Genomic DNA, 16933 nt, shown 5'->3' on the forward strand with positions numbered 1-16933 from the left:
GCGTTCTCTTCTTGTTGGGAGGAATCATGACCGCTCGCCCGCCCCTGCCACCTTTCGACGAGGCCGGTGCGCTGCGCAAAGTCCAAGCCGCCGAAGACGCCTGGAACACCCGCGAGCCCGAACGGGTAGCCCTGGCCTACACCGAAGACAGCGTCTGGCGTAACCGTGACGAGTTCATCATCGGACGCAACGAAATCATCGACTTTTTGACCCGCAAGTGGAAACGGGAGTTCGACTACGCGCTACGCAAGGAACTGTGGGGCTTTCGCGGCAACCGCATAGCTGTACGCTTCCAATACGAGTGCCACGACGAGTTCGGCCAAACCTGGCGCAGCTACGGCAACGAACTGTGGGAGTTCGACGACCATGGGCTGATGCGCCGTCGCGAAGCCAGCATCAACGACGTGGCCATCCCCGCCGAGCAGCGCCGCATCGTCGGCCCCCGCCCCGAATCCGAACACGGCAAGGCCCTACCCGTGCAGTAGACCGCCCCACGGGCGTCATTGTCGGAGCCGGCGATGACGCCCGTCACACCGCGTCAGGGCCCGACTCCAGCCGAATGTCTCCCTGCACGATCCTGCCAGGATACGATCGAGCCCAGATCGGCGTCGGTGGCGATCGGGACCAATCTGGTCACTAATCAGCGAATCGCCGATCAAGAGCTTTTACGACCCCTCTACTGATCATGTGATGATTCAAAGTGTGTGGCGCGAACTGATCGGTGACCTCTACCCCGAGGCGGAGTTGCCCGAGCCTGCCGACGAAGCGGTGCTCGTGGGCATCGAAAAAGCGCTCGGGATGGCGTTGCCCCTGGAACTAGCCGGCCTCCTACGCGAGACCGACGGAGTCACCAACGACTACGGTGACGCGATCGTCTGGCCCGCCCAGCGCATCGCCGAAGACAACCTCGCCATGCGCGCCGATCCCGACTCCGTGGAGCTCTACGCTCCCTTCGACGCCTTGATCTTCTTCGGCGACACCGACATGGGCCCCCAGTTCGCCTACGCCTACACCGACTACGGCCCCGCCATCATCGTCTGGGACCACGAGACCGACCAGCGGCGCCTGGCCGCGGTTTCGCTGCGCGACTACCTCGTGCGCTGCCTCACCGAAGGCAACGCCTGGTTTCGCTAGCACCCGCCGCCACCGGGGTGCCGCCCTCAGCTATCGCTGGCCGTTGGTGGGCCGGCACAGGCCCCGCTGCCCCTGCCGTCTACCGCCTCCGCCGGCTGGCGGCGACAGAACCGCTCATAGGGGGCCAACCACTCCACCACCTCCAGCAGCGCCCCCGTGCGCAGCCGGTAGACGCGCTGGCGTCCCCGCCGCTCCTCGCCCACCAACCCCGCGCCCCGCAACACCTTCAAATGCTCCGAGACACTGGGACGACGCATCTCGAAATGCGCAGCCAACGGCTGCACCGGCTGTGGCCCCAACTCCAACAACAGCCGCACCAGCTCACGCCGCGTCGGATTACTCAACGCCGTCAGTGCCTGACTGATCGTGTCGCTCACAACCCCTCACCCACCCCACCGGCATCTGCGGTCCCACGTCGGACCCACGAGTAGACACGCTAGGTCGCGCTGCGCGCACAAAACAAGCAGACGCGCAGGTCAGCGCAGTGCGCTCGCCGCTTCGGGCAGGGGAAACCACCGGTTTTCACAGCGCTGCCCCACCCACGCCAGCCCCGACTACCGTGGTGAGTCACAGCGTCGCCGGCTCCACGCCGCGGCGCCCACCACCGTCATCACACGGTAGTTTCCAAAGGTCACACCCACGGGTGGCCACGGGCCACCCAACCGCAGCACGAATCACTAAAGGACCACACAGCAATGCCCGAGCAGCACGTTTCCGACCGCTTTGCCCCACCCACCCGCGTCCAGGTCCAAGGTGAGCCCGTGGACACCTACCCCGACCTCGCGCCGGAAAGCCAACGCGGCCGGGCACTGCCGATCACCGTTGTCGGTGAGGAGGTCCTCCACCGGCCCAACGCCGACGTGACCGAGTTCGCCACCTCCGACCTAGACACCCTCATCAACGACATGTTCCATACCATGTACGTCGCCGAGGGGGTCGGACTGGCCGCCAACCAGGTCGGCGTCGACCTGCGGCTATTCGTCTACGATTGCCGTGATGACGACGGGGTGCGCCACGTGGGCCACATCCTCAACCCCGTCCTCGAAGAGCGCGACCCTCAAACCCCGCTGCTGGTGGAAAACGAAGGCTGTCTCTCGGTGCCCGGCCCCCACGCCGAGTTGCCCCGCGCCGAACACGCCACCGTGCACGGCCTCGACAAGACCGGCCAACCGCTGCGCCTCACCGGCAGTGGCTACTTCGCGCGCTGCCTCCAACACGAAACCGACCACACGCTGGGGCGCCTCTACATCGACCGGCTGCCCAAACGCGAACGCAAGAAGGTCCTCAAAGAGATGGCCGAGATGCGCGAAGACGTCTTCGCCCGCCGCGCCACCGTCGCCGCCCAACTCGCCGGCGAGACCACCGGGCAGGACCATCCCGACTCCACGGCCCCACCGGCCTGACCACCACTCACAGCTCCGTGACGGTGCGAACACAGCCGGAGGACCGCCACGGAGCTGCCGCTCTTTTGGCCGCAGCCGGGAGATGGTCTCCCCTCCCCGTTCCTCGCGGGGAGGGGAGACCATCGTGACGTCGGGCGAGAGCCGGCCTGCGCCAAAACGCCCGCCACGCCCAGCGCGTCTCCACCGGCCTCCGTTGCGGACCGCCGCGCGGCGCACCCACCACACCCAAGGCGCTACTCTATAAAACCCCTCGATCACCTAAAGCTATCTGTCGCGTTTTCCTCCCAACCAGACCAATGCCACATGATTGGCCAAGGTGGCGCCGTGGCGGCGGGGCCAGTGGGGCCACTTCTGGCACCACGGCGGCTTCTGCCGCGGCATCGACCATGCCAAAGTGGCCACCTCCCTCGGAAGTCCCCCAACCCCGGCGGTGTCGTGGGCGCCACCGCTTCCCCGCCACAGGACGCGGCCACCGGGAAACGACCGCCGCCGCCCCGGGAGGGCCGTGGTTCAGCGGGACCCACCGCGCGCCGCTCGCAACAGCCCCCTCACCGCGCGCCCGCCAGGTGGATTCCCGGCAGGCGCGCGAGATGGTCGGTAGACAGGTGCTGATGCAGGTGGTGCACCCCCGGAGCAAGGCCGGTGACGGTGGTCGCCGCCAGCGAGGCCACGAGCGCGGTGGCCTGGGACTGGTTGCGACCGCTGGCCCATCTGCTCTCGTTGGTCGCCGTGGTGGCCACCACCAGCCAGTCGTCGCGGCCGGGCAGATGCAGCCTTGTGGGCAGCCGCAGGTGCTGCACGCCGGGCAGGCGGGTCAGCAGGGTCAGTGCCGTGGTCAGTGCGCGCGAATCCAAGGCGAGATGGCTGCGTACTGCCACCCCCAGGTCGCGGGTGAGGGTGTGCTGGTCGCAAAAGTCGGCCCGGTAGAGGCGGCGTCGCCCATAACCGGGCAGGTGGAAGGTGCGCCCCTGGGTGAGGTTACCCACCGCCGCGCCGGTGGCGGGGTCGGGGAAGTCGCTGCCAAGCAGGCCATAAGACCAGGCCACCGCGGCCCGCCCATGGGCTTCGCCCGCCCCCAGAATCACCCCTACGTCGATGCTGGAGGTGGGACGGTCACGGTGGAGGGCCGCGGCCAGCAGGGTGGTCACTCCCGGAGCCAGCCCCACGTTGACCAAAACCGGGGCGGTGGGGGTGAGCCGCTCCAAAGCGGCCACGTAACTGGTGGTGGCGGTGATGTCGACGAAGGCCACCCCACGACTGGTGGCAGCGGTGACGAGGTCGGGATCTTCGACGCCAGCGGCGTTGACGACCACGTCGATGCCAGCCAGCGCTGACTGGTAGTCCCGCGCCTCGGGTCGGCTCAGGTCCACGGGCACATCGGCGCGCGCGGGGTCGCGGCCGGCCGTGCGCGCGAGATGGCCGTGGGCGCGCATTTCGGCGGCGACCCGCGCCCCCACCGCCCCGTAGCCGCCCAGGATCAGGACGCGCATGAGGGGCGCGCGGCCGCGCGGGGTTGGGGGGTGTGCGAGGGTAGGTGAAGTAGGGGCAGTGGGGTGGTCGGGCACTCCCTCCACCATGTTTTTGTACTCATCCTCCAATGAGATATTTGTAGTCGCGCTACAGTCAAATCATGAGTCGCGCCTCCCCCAGCCCCGGCCTCGACGACAGCGCCGGAGACGGGCGCACCGCCCGCTCCCGCGCCACCCGCACGCGGATCGCCCGCACGGCCGCCCACCTGTTCGTCGAATCCGGCTATGCCACCACCAGCATCCGAACCATCGCCGCCCAAGCCGGGGTGAGTGTGCAGACGGTCTACTACACGTTCAAGACCAAACCGGCCATCCTGGCCGCCGCGTTGGACCTGACCATCGCCGGAGACGACCAGCCCGTGGACCCCCTGGGGCGTCCCTGGCTGCGCCACGCTCTCGCCATGGCCGAGCCCGCCGAACAGGTCCGCCGCCATGTCGCCGGAGTAGGCCAGATCCTGCGGCGGGCCGCACCGCTCTTGCAGGTCGTGCGGGGCGCGGCTGCCGTCGACCCCGATTTGGCCCACATCTGGCGCACCAACATCGAGCAGCGCCGCACGGTCCAGCGGGTCCTGATCGAAGCCCTGGCCACCAAAACACCGCTGCGCCCGGGGCTCGACGTCGACACCGCCACCGACATCGCCCTGATGCTGCTCAGCCCCGAGACCTACACGCTGCTCACCGTGGAACGGAACTGGACACCTCACCAGTGGCGCTGCTGGGTACGTCAGGCACTGCTGGAGCAGGTAGTGGCTACGGCCCCCACCCCAGGGGAAGCCTGCTGAACTTCACGCCCGTAAGCACCGCCGGGCACGGCGGTACGGCTCACCAGGCACGGCCCTCGCCGGAACCGGGGCTGCTGGCCGCTGAAGACAGCACCTGCTCAGCCGAGGCCGCCCGCCCGCGCCGGCGCTGGCGCAGTCCAAAACGCACCCCCTCGGTTCCCACGCCGATCGCCAGGGAAAACCCCACCCCTACCGTCACCGCCAGCAGATGGTTCCCCGCGAAAACCTCCCCGGCGAAGTAGCCCACCAGCCCCGAGTACAGCGCCCACAGCAGCGCCGCCAATGCAGCGAAGCCGCTGAAACGCCGCAACGGATACTCCAGCGTGCCCGCGGTGAGCGTGGTGGCCACCCGCCCGCCCGGCACGAACCGCAACGCCACGATCATCACCCCGCCGCGTTCCCGCAGCGCCGCCCCGGCCCAGGCCAACGCGGCCTGGCCTCGGCGTCCAGGCAGCAGCCGCGCACTCGCCCGGCTGCCCAACCCCCGACCAATCGCATAGGAAACGTGATCCCCCACGAACGCGCCCAGCGCGGCCAGCGCCATGACCACCACCACGTGGCCCTGCCCCTCCGCGGCCAGGGCACCCCCGGCGATCACCGTGGTCTCGCTGGGCACCACCGGAAAGAACGCATCCAGCAGGCACACCACGAACAGGGCCGGCAACGCCCACGGCGAGCCCATCGCCGCAGCGATCAGCTCGTTGATCGCCTCAACCATGGCGCCGGTCCACCACCGGGCCGGGCCACGGGCCGCAGCGACACCGCCACGACCCACACACGGGGGCAGAAACCGGCAACGACAGCAGCGAAAAGGGGGCAACGCTCACCCCCGAAACGCTAGACGCTCGGCGCACGCGCGCGCGACAGGCGAGCGCGCCCGCGGCGGTGCGCCGTGGCCATAAGCCCCTGCTCGGCTGAGCCACAGCAGCTCCCCACCGCCACCATCCGCCCGGGCGTGTCGTCCCCACCTCCAGGCGCGGTCGCGCGCCTGGACAATGTCACGCCGCCGGGTCGGCGCTGTCGCGTATCGCCGTGTCGGCGGCTCCGCCGCGGCCCACCGCGCCCCGGCCGGCTGCGCGTAGCTGGGGCTCCAGTCGGCGCACCTCGCGGCTGGCCAAGCGCGCCACCAGGCCCGGCAGTAGGCCCCGCACGAGCTGCATGCCCGACAGCCACCGCTGACCGTAGACGTGGGGGCGCCGGCGCGCGATCCCCGCGAGCAGCGCCTCGACCGCCGGCGCCAACGGGTAGGTCCGGTTGGCCGGCCATGGCAGTCGCGCGCGCAGCCGGCGCAGTCCCTCCTCCTGGTCAGCGCCGCGCACCATGTCGGTGTCGGTCCAGCTCAGGTAAGCCACCCCCACGGTGACGCCGTGGTGGGCGACCTCGGGGCGCAGCGCGTGGGCGAACGCCTCCACCCCCGACTTGCTCGCGCAGTAGGCCGCCATCATCGGCGCGGGAGTCAGCGCCGCCAGCGAGGCCACCTGCAACAGATAGCCCTTGTTGCGCACCAGGGCGGGCAGGAAGGCGCGCGCCGTGGCGATGCTGCCCAGCAGGTTGACCTCGATGACACGGTTGAACGCCACCGGGTCGGAGTCGACAAACGGGCCGCCCACGGCGATGCCGGCGTTGGCGACCACGATGTCGACGCGCTCGTGGCGTTGTTCGATGCCTCTAGCCACGCGCTGTAGCGCCGCCCGGTCGGTGATGTCAGCCTGCCACACGCTGGCCTGGGCGCCGCAGTCGGCGGCGACGCGGGTCAGCTCGTCGGGCTCCAGCCCCACCAGCGCCACCGTGGCGCCGTGGTGGGCCAGTCGCCGGGCCAGCAGCGCGCCGAGGCCGCGGGCCGCGCCGGTGACCACAGCCACCTGGCCCTGTAGTCGGTGGGAGCGTCGTCTCATCGCTGCTCCCGGTGGGTCGACTCGACGCTTTCGGTGGGCTCCTGGCGCGGGGGGCGCAGGTGGCGATCCACGAGGTCGGTGATGGTCTGGCTGACCGTGGTGGGTGCCTCCAGGGGGGTCATGTGGCCGATGCCGGCAGGCTCGATGAGTTGTTCGCAGGCGGGCAGGTGCTCGGCGATGCGCCGGGCCAGTGTCGGCGGGGTGAGCCGATCGGCAGTGCCGGCCATGACCACGCTGGGCGCGACCACGTCGGCCAGCATGTCCTCCAAGTCGAGGCTGGCCAGCACGCGCCCCCAGCCCACGCGCGCGGCGGGCGGGCAGGCGTGGACGATGCGGGCGCAGCGGTCCACGGTGGCGCGTGGCGTGTAGGGGCCCATGATCGCGTAGCGCAGGGCGGCCCGGCTCAGGGGCGTGACCGGCCCTAGGGGCAGCGGCGTCGACAATAGCGCGCGGTGGCCGGCCGCGCGCAGGCGCGGCCACCGGGGGCTGATCGGCAGCACCTGCGTGGCCTCCACCAGGCGGGCGGCGCCGGTGCTGGCCAGCAGTAAAGCCGCGGCGCGTTCGCGCAGTTCGGGGCGGCGCGCAGCAGCCATCAGGGTCATGGCTCCCATGCTGTGGCCGGCCACGACGGCGCGGCTGCCCGGGGCGAGGGTGGCGGTGAGCACCGCGCACAGGTCGTCGGCTAGTGCGGTGGTGCTGTAGCCGGTGGTGTGGGGCAGGGCGCTGTGGCCGTGGCCGCGCTGGTCGTAGCACACCACGCGCACGGTGTCGGGCAGCAGCGCCACCACGGGGTCCCAAAAGTCCACCGAGCAGGTCCAGCCGTGGACCAAGACCACGGTGGGCCCCTGCTCGGGGCCGTGGACGCGGGCGTGGATTCGGGTGCCGTCGGCGGAGTGCAGGTGCAGGTGGCGACGCGTGTCCCGGGGGGAGTGGGGGGAGGTCATGCGTGGCTCCCTTCGCTGGCGGTGGCCGGGGTTTCGGGGGATGGGGGGAGGTGTTGGTATTCGGTGGGGTCGAGGCGGCGGGTGGCGCGGCGGAACCGCAGAGTCGAGCCGGGCCACAGGGTGGTGTTGCGGCCGTTGGCGTCGATGTACCAACTGGCGCAGCCGCCTTGGGCCCACACGGTGCGGTCCATCTTGTGTTGCAGGTCGGCGTTCCAGGCTTGCTGGGCGTGGCGGCTGGGGTGCAGGGCGGTCGCGCCGGAGCTGTTGAGGTGGTCGAGGGCGTCGATGATGTAGCGCAGTTGGGATTCGATGATGTGGATCATCGAGGTGTGGCCCAGCCCGGTGTTGGGGCCGATGATCAAAAACAGGTTGGGGAAGCCGGTCACGGTGGTGCCGCGCAGGGCTTGCAGGCTGCCGTGAGCGGCCTGGGCCAGGCTGTGGCCCTCGGCGCCGACGATGCGGTGGGCGATGGGCATGTCGGTGGCGTGGAAGCCGGTGCCGAAGATGATCGCTTCCACTGGGCGGGTGGTGCCGTCGGCGGCCACGGCGGTGTCGCCGCGGATTTCGCTGAGGCCGGCGGCTACGACGTCGACGTTGGGCTGGGTCAGGGCCGGATAGTAGTCGTTGGACAGCAGGATGCGTTTGCAGCCCATGACGTAGTCGGGGGTGAGTTTGGCGCGCAGGTGCGGGTCGCTGACGTGGCGGCGCAGGTGCAGGCGGGCGAGCGTCTCGGCGGCGCGCAGCAGGCGGGGGTGGCGGGTGAAGGCGCCCACGGTGGACTCGCGGCCAAGGTAGACGCCGGCGCGGGCCAGGCGCTGGGTTAGGGGTACGCGGCGAAACAGCCACCGTTCCAGGCTGGTGATGGGCCGGTCGGCGCGCGGCATCACCCAGGCGGGGGTGCGTTGGAACAGGGTGAGGTGGCCTACGTGGGGTTGGATGGCGGGCACGATCTGGATCGCTGAGGCGCCGGTGCCCACTACGGCCACGTGTTTTCCGGTCAGGTCGACGTCGTGGTTCCAGCGTGCGGAGTGGAACAGGGCACCGGGGAAGGTGTCGAGGCCGGGGATGTCGGGCAGGGCGGGGTCCGCTAGGGGACCGGCGGCCGAGATGAGGATGTCGCAGGTCAGGGTGGTGTGTGAGGTGTGGACGTGCCAGCGGGCCTCGTGGGTGTCCCAGCGGGCTTGGCAGACCTCGGTGCCGGTTGCGATGTGGGGGCGCAGCCCGAAGCGGTCGGCGACCTGTTCCAGGTAGGCGCGGATGTGGGGTTGGCGCGAGAAGGTGTGGGGCCAGTCGGGGTTGGGGGCGAAGGAGAAGGAGTACAGGTGGGAGGGGACGTCGCAGGCGCAGCCCGGGTAGGTGTTGTCGCGCCAGGTGCCGCCGATGTCGTTGGCGCGCTCAACGATGAGGAAGTCGGTTTCGCCGGCCTCGCGCAGCTTGACGCCCATGCCCAGGCCGCTGAATCCGGAGCCGATGATGGCGATGCGTACGTGGCGCTGCGGTGGGGGTGTGTTGTCGTGTTCGGGGGGTGGGGCGGGGGAGCGGTGGGGAGGTGCCATGCCACAACCTTTCCACGTTGTTCATTGAGCCAGTTTCAACTGGCAGATTCTTGAGCGTAAACCATGACAATGCTCATTGAAAGGGTTGTGGCCCACTATGCTGGCGCGCGTGAACGACACCCCGGCACCCCCGCGCGAGTACCGGATCGACGACCTCGCCCACGCCGCTGGTCTGCCGGTGCGCACGGTGCGCTACTACCGGGAACGCCGACTGTTGCCCCCACCGCGCCGCGAAGGCCGCGTGGGCTACTACAACGACGCCCACCTGGCCCGGCTACGGCTCATCTCACGTCTACTCGACCGCGGCCACACCCTGGACGGCGTCAGCGAACTCCTCACCGCCTGGGAGAAAGGCCGCGGCGTGGCCGAACTGCTGGGCCTGGAATCAGCGGTCGCCGAACCCTGGGCCGACACCACCCCCGTGCATCTGAGCTGGGAGGAACTCTCCCGCGCCTATGCCGGCCAGGTCGACGAGGCCACCCTGCGCCGCGCCCAAGAATTGGGCTATGTCCGCGTCGACGACGACGGTGGCGGCCTCACCCACCTCAACCGCCGCCTCCTGGCCTCGTCCTCGGCCCTGGTCAACGAGGGCATCCCGTTGACGGCGATCCTGGACGCCAGCCAGACCGTGCAGCGCCGCGTCGACGACCTCGCCACCCTCTTCGTCGACCTGGTGCGCCGCCACATCCTCACCGACACCGCCCAGCCGCGCAGCGCTGAGGAGGTCGCCCACCTCAGCGCCACCGCCCAACGGCTGCGCCCGCTGGCCGAAAGCACCGTGCTCGGCGAGTTCGAACGCGCCATGGACCGGCGCATGAACGAAGAACTCGACACCATCCTCGCCGAGTTGGACACCTCCGAACCGCCCTCCCCCCATTGACCGGCTCAGGGGAGCCCGCCACGCCCGGCTAACCCGCGCGCGTGGCCCCTACCCCGGCCCCACGCCGGGCTTGGGCGGCCCCACCGCGCCGCCGGCCCTCGGCGACCGGGCGCGCCACGTCGCTGTGGACAACGCCCACCTCCAACACCCGATCTGGCCTACGGTGCGCTGACTGCTCGTGCCACCCTCACACCACGGAGGCACCGTTGCACCGCATCCTGATCTACAACGCCGGCTGTGGCCTGTGCGCCACCATCGCCGACAACCTGGCCCACCAGGCCCGCGGCTGGCTGGTCGTCGCCCACCGCAACGCCCCCCACACCCGCGCGCTCTTAGAACGCCTGCCCCGCCCGGCCCGCCGCGAGGAACCCCTGCTGCTGCTCGTCGACGCCAGCCGGGTGCGCGCCGTGCGCGGCCTGGCCCTGCGCCTGCGACTCCTGATCGGGCTTGGCCCCCGACGCGCCTGGACCATCGCCCGCCACATCACCACCGCCGCCGCCGGCCAACGCGACCGCGCCTGTCCACCAGCGCGCCTGAGCCGCCGTGGCCTGCTAGGGCAGGCTACCGCCGCCCTCACCGCCGCCGCGATCGTCACCGGGATCGGCGCCCGCGCCGCCCGCGCTCAACCCAACGCCCCCGCCACGGACGACTGGCTCGCCCAACTCGATCTCACCGGCGCCCGCGCAATCCCCCCAGGCGAGCTGGCCCACGCCTGGCAGCACGCCCGCGCCACCGCCACCACCCAAAAGCTCCTCGACGCCGAACTGCCCCACCCCGTGCCCGAACTCGAGGCCCTGCGCCGCCCCACGAGCGCCGTCGACGGCCACGCCACCGAACTGGGCGGCGTCATCCACCAGATCGCCGACGGCGGGCACCTCACCGCGCTGGCATGGCGCCGCGGGCCACTGCACTGCCTGTCCTACGAGGCCCGCCGCCCCCACGGAGTGCGCCGACGCGCGACACTGCTACGCCTCGACCCCACCACCGGGCGGGCACACCTCCTGGCCAGCGCCGACACCGACACCCTGACCGTGGCCACCGGTGCGGCCACCCGAGGTGCCGACTGCACCCACAGCGGCCACTGCCCCGGCGCCTGCTCCACCTGCGGATGCTCCCGCCTCGACCTCGCCTGCGCCGCCAACTGCTGCGCCCCTTGCGCGTTCGCCTGCGGCGCCGTGTGGTCGTGCCTGAGCTGCATCGCCCTGTGGTGTCCGCTGTGCCAGAGCTTGAACAACTGCTGCACCGCCCGCGCCTGCCAGTGGCGCGAGTCCTGTGCCTGACCGCTTGTGGACCCCACCGATTGGACGAGCCCCGCACCGGGAAATCGAGCCGCGATGACCATCCCCAGCAGCGTCACATCGGCAGCCACACCGATAACCCTCCGCCCCACCTTCGCCCTGGTGATAGCCGTCGTCGCGCCGACAGTGGCCGCCGGGGCCTGGGAGGCCGACGTCCCCAACAGCGGCGCTGCCCGTGCTTTACCTCGGGCTGCTGGCCGGGGCCGCACTGGGCACCACGGCGTGGAGCCACCTGGCAGCGGTCTTCTGGTATCAACTGTGGTGGAGCGTGCCGAGGGCCGCCGGTCTCACGCTGGTCATCCGAGACAACCGGCGCGTGCGCCCCGCCTCGCACCCACCCTGAACAGACGATACGACCGACACAGCCCGTTGAGCAGGTCATGGCCGACGGCCAGACTCCACCCGGGCACTTTCAACCAAGGGGCCGGCCCCCATAGAGGGCCATCCGCACCGCAACCGAGACGACCGGGCCCCACGTGCTCCTTGGTCAGGCCCGCCCACCTGGTCGATGGAAAGAGGCGGGCACCGCCGGGGCCACGGGCAGCCTGCCCACCCGTGGGGGCCTCACGACAGCCGAGGCGCCGGCCTCACACGGTGACGACCACCTTGCCGCGCGCCTGCTCTGACTCCAGGCGGCGCACCGCCTCAGCAGCACGTTCGAGAGGATAGGTGGTGTCGATGGCCGGAGTGACCGTGCCCGCTTGGAGGAACTCGTTGAGGGCTTCCAGGCCCGCGTGGTGCTCGCTGGCGACGAGCATACGCAGCCGTTGGCGCACCAGCGGCGACAGCACCAACGCGCCAAGCTGACGCCCCAGGCCGCCGGTGAGCCGATCCCCGCCTTCGCCACCGACGATGACGAGTGTGCCTTCGCGGTTAAGGGCCCGACGCAGGTGAGACAACCGGCGCTGCCCCGCGATGTCGATGATGAGGTCATAGACCGGCCCTTCAGCGGCGATGTCCTCGCCGGCGTAGTCGATGACGCGCTCCACCCCCAGGCTGCGCACCAGGTCGGCTTTTGCCGCGCTACACACACCGGTGACCCGGGCGCCCATAGCCGTGGCCAGTTGGACCGCGAACGTGCCCACTCCGCCCGAGGCACCAATGACCAGCACTCGCTGGCCCGCCCGCAACCCCCCGCGCTCACGAAGCGCTTGCAGGGCAGTGCAGCCGGCGATGGGAGCCGCAGCCGCCTGAACTGCGGTAAGGCCCGGCGGCAGGTACGCCAGTTTGCTCTCTTTAGCGCGCGCGTACTGGGCGAAGGAGCCCTCGCACACCCCCATGACCGCGTCGCCGGGGCGCAGCCTGGTCACCTTCGCACCGACCGCCGTGACACGCCCGGCGACATCCCGCCCACGCACCCGGTCTTTGGGAGCGCGCAGGCCAAACGCCAGCCGCCCCAAGTAGGGCAGCCCCGTCATCATGTGCCAGACGTCGCGCCCCACGCCAGCGGCCTCCACCTGGACCACGACCTCGTCCTCGCCCGGCCGGGGCACCTCGATCTCGCTGAGATACAACACATCGGCCGAGCCGTAGGTGTCGTGAACGACCGCGCGCATCGTGGTCCGACCATCGGAGCCGCCCGGCGCGGTCTTCTCGGCGACCTCAGCGGTCTCGCCCGCGGGGGCGGCTCTGCTTTCGTGTGGCCTATCCATGCTCGTGCTCTCCTCCTTGGATGGAACCCACCTGGGGCGGGACACCAGTAGCGCACCCTCTCCCATAAAAGGGCTTACACCATAAGGTAACCTTACAGCATAAGAGAATCAATTATGAGTGTGTGTCGAACTGCCATTAGCATGAGGGGCAAGATGGCCACCGATCCCACCCCGAACACCGCACCCCGCAGCCCCCTGACCCGGGAGCTGGTGCTGCATACCGCCCTCGCCCTCGCCGACCAGCACGGAGTGGCAGCACTGAGCATGCGCAAACTCGCCCAACAGTTGGGCGTCGAAGCGATGTCGCTGTACCACCACGTCGCCAGCAAAGACGACGTCCTCGACGGCATCGTCGACCTCGTCTTCAACGAGATCGAACTCCCGCCCACCACCGCCGACTGGAAAGCGGCCATGCGCGACCGAGCGATCTCAACCCGCCACGCCCTACGGCGCCACCCCTGGGCCGCCGGCCTGATGGAGTCGCGCAGCGCCCCCGGCCCCGCCACGCTGCGCCACCACGACGCCGTTTTGGCCATCCTGCGCGCGGGCGGCTTCTCGGTGGCGATGGCCGCCCACGCCTACTCGCTACTCGACAGCTACATCTACGGTTTCGCCCTGCAAGAGGCGAACCTGCCCTTCGAAGCCTCCGACGACCTCTCCGCCGTCGCCGAACCCATGCTGGGCCCCACCCCCGCCGAGGACTACCCCCATCTCGCCGAGATGCTCACCGAACACGTCCTCCAGCCCGGATACGACTACGGCAACGAGTTCCTGTTCGGACTCGACCTGATCCTCGACGGGCTCGAACAGGCCCGATAAGGCACAAGCGGACTCAGCTCGCCGCAGCGGCGCGGCGCTGCCCAGCCTGACGGGGCACCTGAGCGGCGCCGGTGCCCAACACCTGGCGCAAAAACGCCGTCGACAACTCCATCGCCGCCGCAGCGGCCCTAGTCTCCCGCAGCGCATCCAGCATCACGAAGTCGTGGATCATGCCCTGCATCCGCACCGCGGTCACCGACACCCCGGCCTCACGCAGCTTGTTGGCGAAGGCTTCGCCCTCGTCGCGCAACACGTCGGCCTCGCCGGTGACCACCATCGCCGGCGGCAGGCCCTGGAGTTGGTCCACCGAGGCGCGCAGCGGCGAAGCGGTGATCTCGGCGCGCTGGCTCTCGTCGGTGGTGTACTGGTCCCAGAACCAGATCATCGCATCACGGTTGAGATAGTAGCCCTCCCCGAACTGGTGGTAGGAGTCGGTGTCGAAGTTGGCATCAGTCACCGGATAGAACAACACCTGGCCCACCAGATCGACATCGCCGCGCTCCTTGGCCAGCAACGTCAGCGCGATCGCCATGTTGCCGCCCACCGAATCCCCCGCCACCGCCGTGCGGGAGGCGTCCAGCCCCTTGTCGGCCCCGTGGGCCATCACCCACTGCGCCGCCGCGTAGTTCTGCTCGATCGCCGTGGGATAGGGGGCCTCGGGAGAGCGGTCGTAATCGGGGAAGACCACAGCCGCCCCACTGCGCACCGCCAACTCGCGCACCAGCCGATCATGGGTGGCCGCGCTGCCAAAAACCCAACCCGCTCCGTGGATATAGCAGATCACCGGCAGCGTCCCCGACGCTGCGACCGGGCGCACGATCCGCGTCGACACCTGCCCGGTAGGTCCCCCCGGTATGCTCACCCATTCCTCAGCGACCTCGGGCTTGTCGACCCCCTCACCCGACTGCACGTCCTCCAAAATCGCGCGGCTCTGCTCGATGGGGAGCTGGTAGAGAAACGGAGGCGAGGCGTTGGCCGCTGCGAACTCCTGAGCGGCCCGTTCCAGGACAACCCTGTGGTGCGCCATGGCGAGAGCTTCCTTTCTTCTCGTTGCGCTGAGAGAAACGACAGTCGCCGCCCCACGGCAGAGCACCGCAGACGACCCCGATACGGCTGCCCCCACCTCGCGCGAAGAAACCCCGTCCACCAAGCCCACCCCTCGCCCACCTCGGGTTTTACCGCCGATTGGCGCCGCCGGCGTCCACGCCCGGGGCTTCGCCTCCCCCGATCTAAGCCAGGTGAAAGCCACGCTCGCCACCTTTGGCCAAGGCCAGAACCTAGTTTGACCCGCCCCCGGGTAGCCGCCCGTTGGACAACACCACGATCAACCGCGAGGCCCACCCATGAGCGTCTTCTCCCGAGGATTCCGCGGACGCCGCGCCGACAGCGACACCCACCTGCCACCGGGCCAGTACCTCACCGAGGACTTCCCCGTGCTCACCGCCGGTCCCACACCCCGCGTCGACACCGACACCTGGACCTTCACCCTCACCACCGAGACCGGCCGCAGCCAAAGCTGGACCTGGAAGGACTTCCTCGCCTTGCCCCAGGAACACCCCCACACCGACATCCACTGCGTCACCCGCTGGTCCAAACTCGCCACCGACTGGACCGGAGTAGCGCTGGACACCTTCCTCGACAAGGTCGACACCGCCGCCGACTACGCGTTGGCCTACTGCTACGGCGACTACACCACCAACCTGCCTCTGGAAGACCTACGCCACGGGCAGGCATGGATCGTCCACGAATTCGACAGCCACCCGCTGCCACCCGAGCACGGCGGCCCCGCCCGCCTGCTCGTTCCCCACCTGTACCTGTGGAAGTCGGCCAAATGGATTCGCGGCGTCCGCCTGCTCGACCACGACGAGCCAGGGTTTTGGGAACAGGCCGGCTACCACGACTACGGTGACCCCTGGCGTGAGCAGCGCTACTGGGGCGACTGAACATGGCTGGGCACTGGCGGCCAGCCACCCTGCTCGACCACCGACGCGAAGCCGCCACCGCACGCACCCTGGTGCTGCACGTCGCGGGCTGGCCCGGCCACCAACCCGGCCAACACGTCGACCTGCGCCTGACCGCCGAAGACGGCTACACCGCCCAACGCAGCTACTCGCTGGCCGCCCCCACCAGCGGCGACACCATCGAGCTCACCGTGCAGCGCGTGCCCGACGGCGAAGTCTCGCCCTACCTCGTCGACGTCGCCGACATCGGTGACCGCAGCGAAGTCCGCGGCCCCCTGGGCGGCTGGTTCATCTGGAACACCGACCAGACCACTCCGGTGATGCTGCTAGCCGGCGGCGCGGGCATCGTCCCGCTCATGGCGATGGTGCGTGCCCGCCGCGACCAGCACAGCACCACCCTGTTTCGGGTGCTGTACTCGCTGCGCTGCCCCCAGGAGCGCTACTACACCGACGAACTGGGCCACCACCCCCACGACGACGGACTTGAAGTGTTCTTCGCCTACACCCGCCACGCACCGCCATCGCAGCCACGCCCCCCGGGCCGGCTGACACCGGCCGAGATCGCCACCCACGGGCTGCCGCCCGACCTCGCCCCCACCTGTTTCGTGTGCGGACCCACCGGCTTCGTCGAATCCACCGCAGACGCACTCCTAGCGCTGGGGCACCACCCCCGCGCCGTCAAAACCGAGCGCTTCGGCCCCAGCAAAGGATCACCATGACCACCGCTCACCCGCCCCAACCGCGCTACGTCGACGGCAACGCGCTCGCCGGACCACTCGCCGAGATCTTCGCCGCCGACCTCACGCCGGCGCTGCGCCGCTGCGCCCACTGCCACACGGTCAGCGCTGTCGCCGAACTGCACGTCTACACCCACTGTCCGGGCCTGGTCGCGCGCTGTCCTGGCTGCGAGACCCTCGTGCTGCGCCTCGTGCGCACCGACCACACCATCTGGCTCGACCTGGGCGCAACCGGCTGCATACAACTGGACCTGACCTGAGCCCACCCGCGAAGCGCCACCACCGCTCACCAAGACGCATCTCCCGCCCGCACGGGCCGGCCGTCTCACCCCGCGCGACGAGT

At 70.1% G+C, this 16933-nt stretch carries 19 protein-coding genes; 11 read left to right on the forward strand and 8 right to left on the reverse strand.

The features are described 5' to 3' along the window. The first annotated feature begins 23 nt into the window (after nt 1–23). Both ABD848_RS17710 and ABD848_RS17715 read left to right on the forward strand, forming a co-directional pair. Nucleotides 24–485, forward strand: a complete 462-nt coding sequence (locus tag ABD848_RS17710; RefSeq protein WP_344973647.1) for a nuclear transport factor 2 family protein — start codon at nt 24–26, stop codon at nt 483–485. A 205-nt stretch (nt 486–690) separates the two neighbouring features. Further along, nucleotides 691–1134, forward strand: a complete 444-nt coding sequence (locus ABD848_RS17715; RefSeq protein WP_344973650.1) for an SMI1/KNR4 family protein — start codon at nt 691–693, stop codon at nt 1132–1134. Nucleotides 1135–1160: 26 nt separating this feature from the next. Here ABD848_RS17715 and ABD848_RS17720 read toward each other — a convergent pair whose 3' ends face one another. Continuing rightward, on the reverse strand, nt 1161–1511 hold the full coding sequence (locus tag ABD848_RS17720; protein WP_344973422.1) for an ArsR/SmtB family transcription factor: 351 nt from the start codon (nt 1509–1511) through the stop codon (nt 1161–1163). Nucleotides 1512–1829: 318 nt separating this feature from the next. On the opposite strand from ABD848_RS17720, the gene def reads away from it, so the two are divergent. Further along, the gene (gene def, locus ABD848_RS17725) at nt 1830–2537 is read left to right on the forward strand and encodes a peptide deformylase (RefSeq protein WP_344973425.1); all 708 of its coding nucleotides are present in this window, start codon (nt 1830–1832) and stop codon (nt 2535–2537) included. 548 nt (nt 2538–3085) lie between these two features. Here the strand turns inward: def and ABD848_RS17730 are convergent. Next, on the reverse strand, nt 3086–4027 hold the full coding sequence (locus tag ABD848_RS17730; RefSeq protein ID WP_344973428.1) for a saccharopine dehydrogenase family protein: 942 nt from the start codon (nt 4025–4027) through the stop codon (nt 3086–3088). 140 nt (nt 4028–4167) lie between these two features. Between ABD848_RS17730 and ABD848_RS17735 the strand changes: the two genes are divergently transcribed. Next, on the forward strand, nt 4168–4848 hold the full coding sequence (locus tag ABD848_RS17735; protein WP_344973431.1) for a TetR/AcrR family transcriptional regulator: 681 nt from the start codon (nt 4168–4170) through the stop codon (nt 4846–4848). Nucleotides 4849–4888: 40 nt separating this feature from the next. Here the strand turns inward: ABD848_RS17735 and ABD848_RS17740 are convergent, their stop codons facing one another. From ABD848_RS17740 to ABD848_RS17755, 4 genes are all read right to left on the reverse strand, one after another. Then, the gene (locus ABD848_RS17740; protein WP_344973434.1) at nt 4889–5566 is read right to left on the reverse strand and encodes a DedA family protein; all 678 of its coding nucleotides are present in this window, start codon (nt 5564–5566) and stop codon (nt 4889–4891) included. A gap of 280 nt (nt 5567–5846) precedes the next feature. After that, entirely contained in the window at nt 5847–6743 is an 897-nt protein-coding gene (locus tag ABD848_RS17745) for an SDR family oxidoreductase (protein ID WP_344973437.1), read from the reverse strand. Then, complete coding sequence (locus tag ABD848_RS17750) at nt 6740–7687, reverse strand: alpha/beta fold hydrolase (protein ID WP_344973440.1); 948 nt, start codon at nt 7685–7687, stop codon at nt 6740–6742. Before ABD848_RS17750 ends, ABD848_RS17745 begins: the two co-directional genes overlap by 4 nt. After that, entirely contained in the window at nt 7684–9243 is a 1560-nt protein-coding gene (locus tag ABD848_RS17755) for a flavin-containing monooxygenase (RefSeq protein WP_344973443.1), read from the reverse strand. Before ABD848_RS17755 ends, ABD848_RS17750 begins: the two co-directional genes overlap by 4 nt. Nucleotides 9244–9352: 109 nt before the next feature. Between ABD848_RS17755 and ABD848_RS17760 the strand changes: the two genes are divergently transcribed. From ABD848_RS17760 to ABD848_RS17770, 3 genes are all read left to right on the forward strand, one after another. Continuing rightward, nucleotides 9353–10123 (forward strand): MerR family transcriptional regulator, encoded by a 771-nt coding sequence (locus tag ABD848_RS17760; protein ID WP_344973446.1) that lies wholly within the window; start codon nt 9353–9355, stop codon nt 10121–10123. A gap of 206 nt (nt 10124–10329) precedes the next feature. Beyond that, on the forward strand, nt 10330–11403 hold the full coding sequence (locus ABD848_RS17765; RefSeq protein WP_344973449.1) for a hypothetical protein: 1074 nt from the start codon (nt 10330–10332) through the stop codon (nt 11401–11403). A gap of 193 nt (nt 11404–11596) precedes the next feature. Beyond that, complete coding sequence (locus ABD848_RS17770; protein WP_344973452.1) at nt 11597–11764, forward strand: hypothetical protein; 168 nt, start codon at nt 11597–11599, stop codon at nt 11762–11764. 244 nt (nt 11765–12008) lie between these two features. Here ABD848_RS17770 and ABD848_RS17775 read toward each other — a convergent pair whose 3' ends face one another. After that, entirely contained in the window at nt 12009–13073 is a 1065-nt protein-coding gene (locus tag ABD848_RS17775; protein ID WP_344973455.1) for an NAD(P)-dependent alcohol dehydrogenase, read from the reverse strand. Nucleotides 13074–13226: 153 nt separating this feature from the next. Here ABD848_RS17775 and ABD848_RS17780 point away from each other — a divergent pair, with 153 nt between their 5' ends. Next, the gene (locus ABD848_RS17780) at nt 13227–13892 is read left to right on the forward strand and encodes a TetR/AcrR family transcriptional regulator (protein ID WP_344973458.1); all 666 of its coding nucleotides are present in this window, start codon (nt 13227–13229) and stop codon (nt 13890–13892) included. Nucleotides 13893–13905: 13 nt separating this feature from the next. On the opposite strand, the gene ABD848_RS17785 is transcribed toward ABD848_RS17780, so the two are convergent. Beyond that, nucleotides 13906–14919, reverse strand: a complete 1014-nt coding sequence (locus ABD848_RS17785; RefSeq protein ID WP_344973461.1) for an alpha/beta hydrolase — start codon at nt 14917–14919, stop codon at nt 13906–13908. Nucleotides 14920–15235: 316 nt separating this feature from the next. On the opposite strand from ABD848_RS17785, the gene ABD848_RS17790 reads away from it, so the two are divergent. Genes ABD848_RS17790 through ABD848_RS17800 form a run of 3 tightly spaced genes read left to right on the forward strand, consistent with a single transcriptional unit; the run spans nt 15236 to nt 16850 of the window. Then, the gene (locus ABD848_RS17790) at nt 15236–15835 is read left to right on the forward strand and encodes a molybdopterin-dependent oxidoreductase (RefSeq protein ID WP_344973464.1); all 600 of its coding nucleotides are present in this window, start codon (nt 15236–15238) and stop codon (nt 15833–15835) included. 2 nt (nt 15836–15837) lie between these two features. Further along, on the forward strand, nt 15838–16572 hold the full coding sequence (locus tag ABD848_RS17795; RefSeq protein ID WP_344973467.1) for a ferredoxin reductase: 735 nt from the start codon (nt 15838–15840) through the stop codon (nt 16570–16572). Beyond that, nucleotides 16569–16850 (forward strand): DUF6510 family protein, encoded by a 282-nt coding sequence (locus ABD848_RS17800; protein WP_344973470.1) that lies wholly within the window; start codon nt 16569–16571, stop codon nt 16848–16850. Before ABD848_RS17795 ends, ABD848_RS17800 begins: the two co-directional genes overlap by 4 nt. Nucleotides 16851–16933: the final 83 nt, after the last annotated feature.

Source organism: Salinactinospora qingdaonensis, from assembly GCF_039539445.1.
Taxonomy (GTDB): domain Bacteria; phylum Actinomycetota; class Actinomycetes; order Streptosporangiales; family Streptosporangiaceae; genus Salinactinospora; species Salinactinospora qingdaonensis.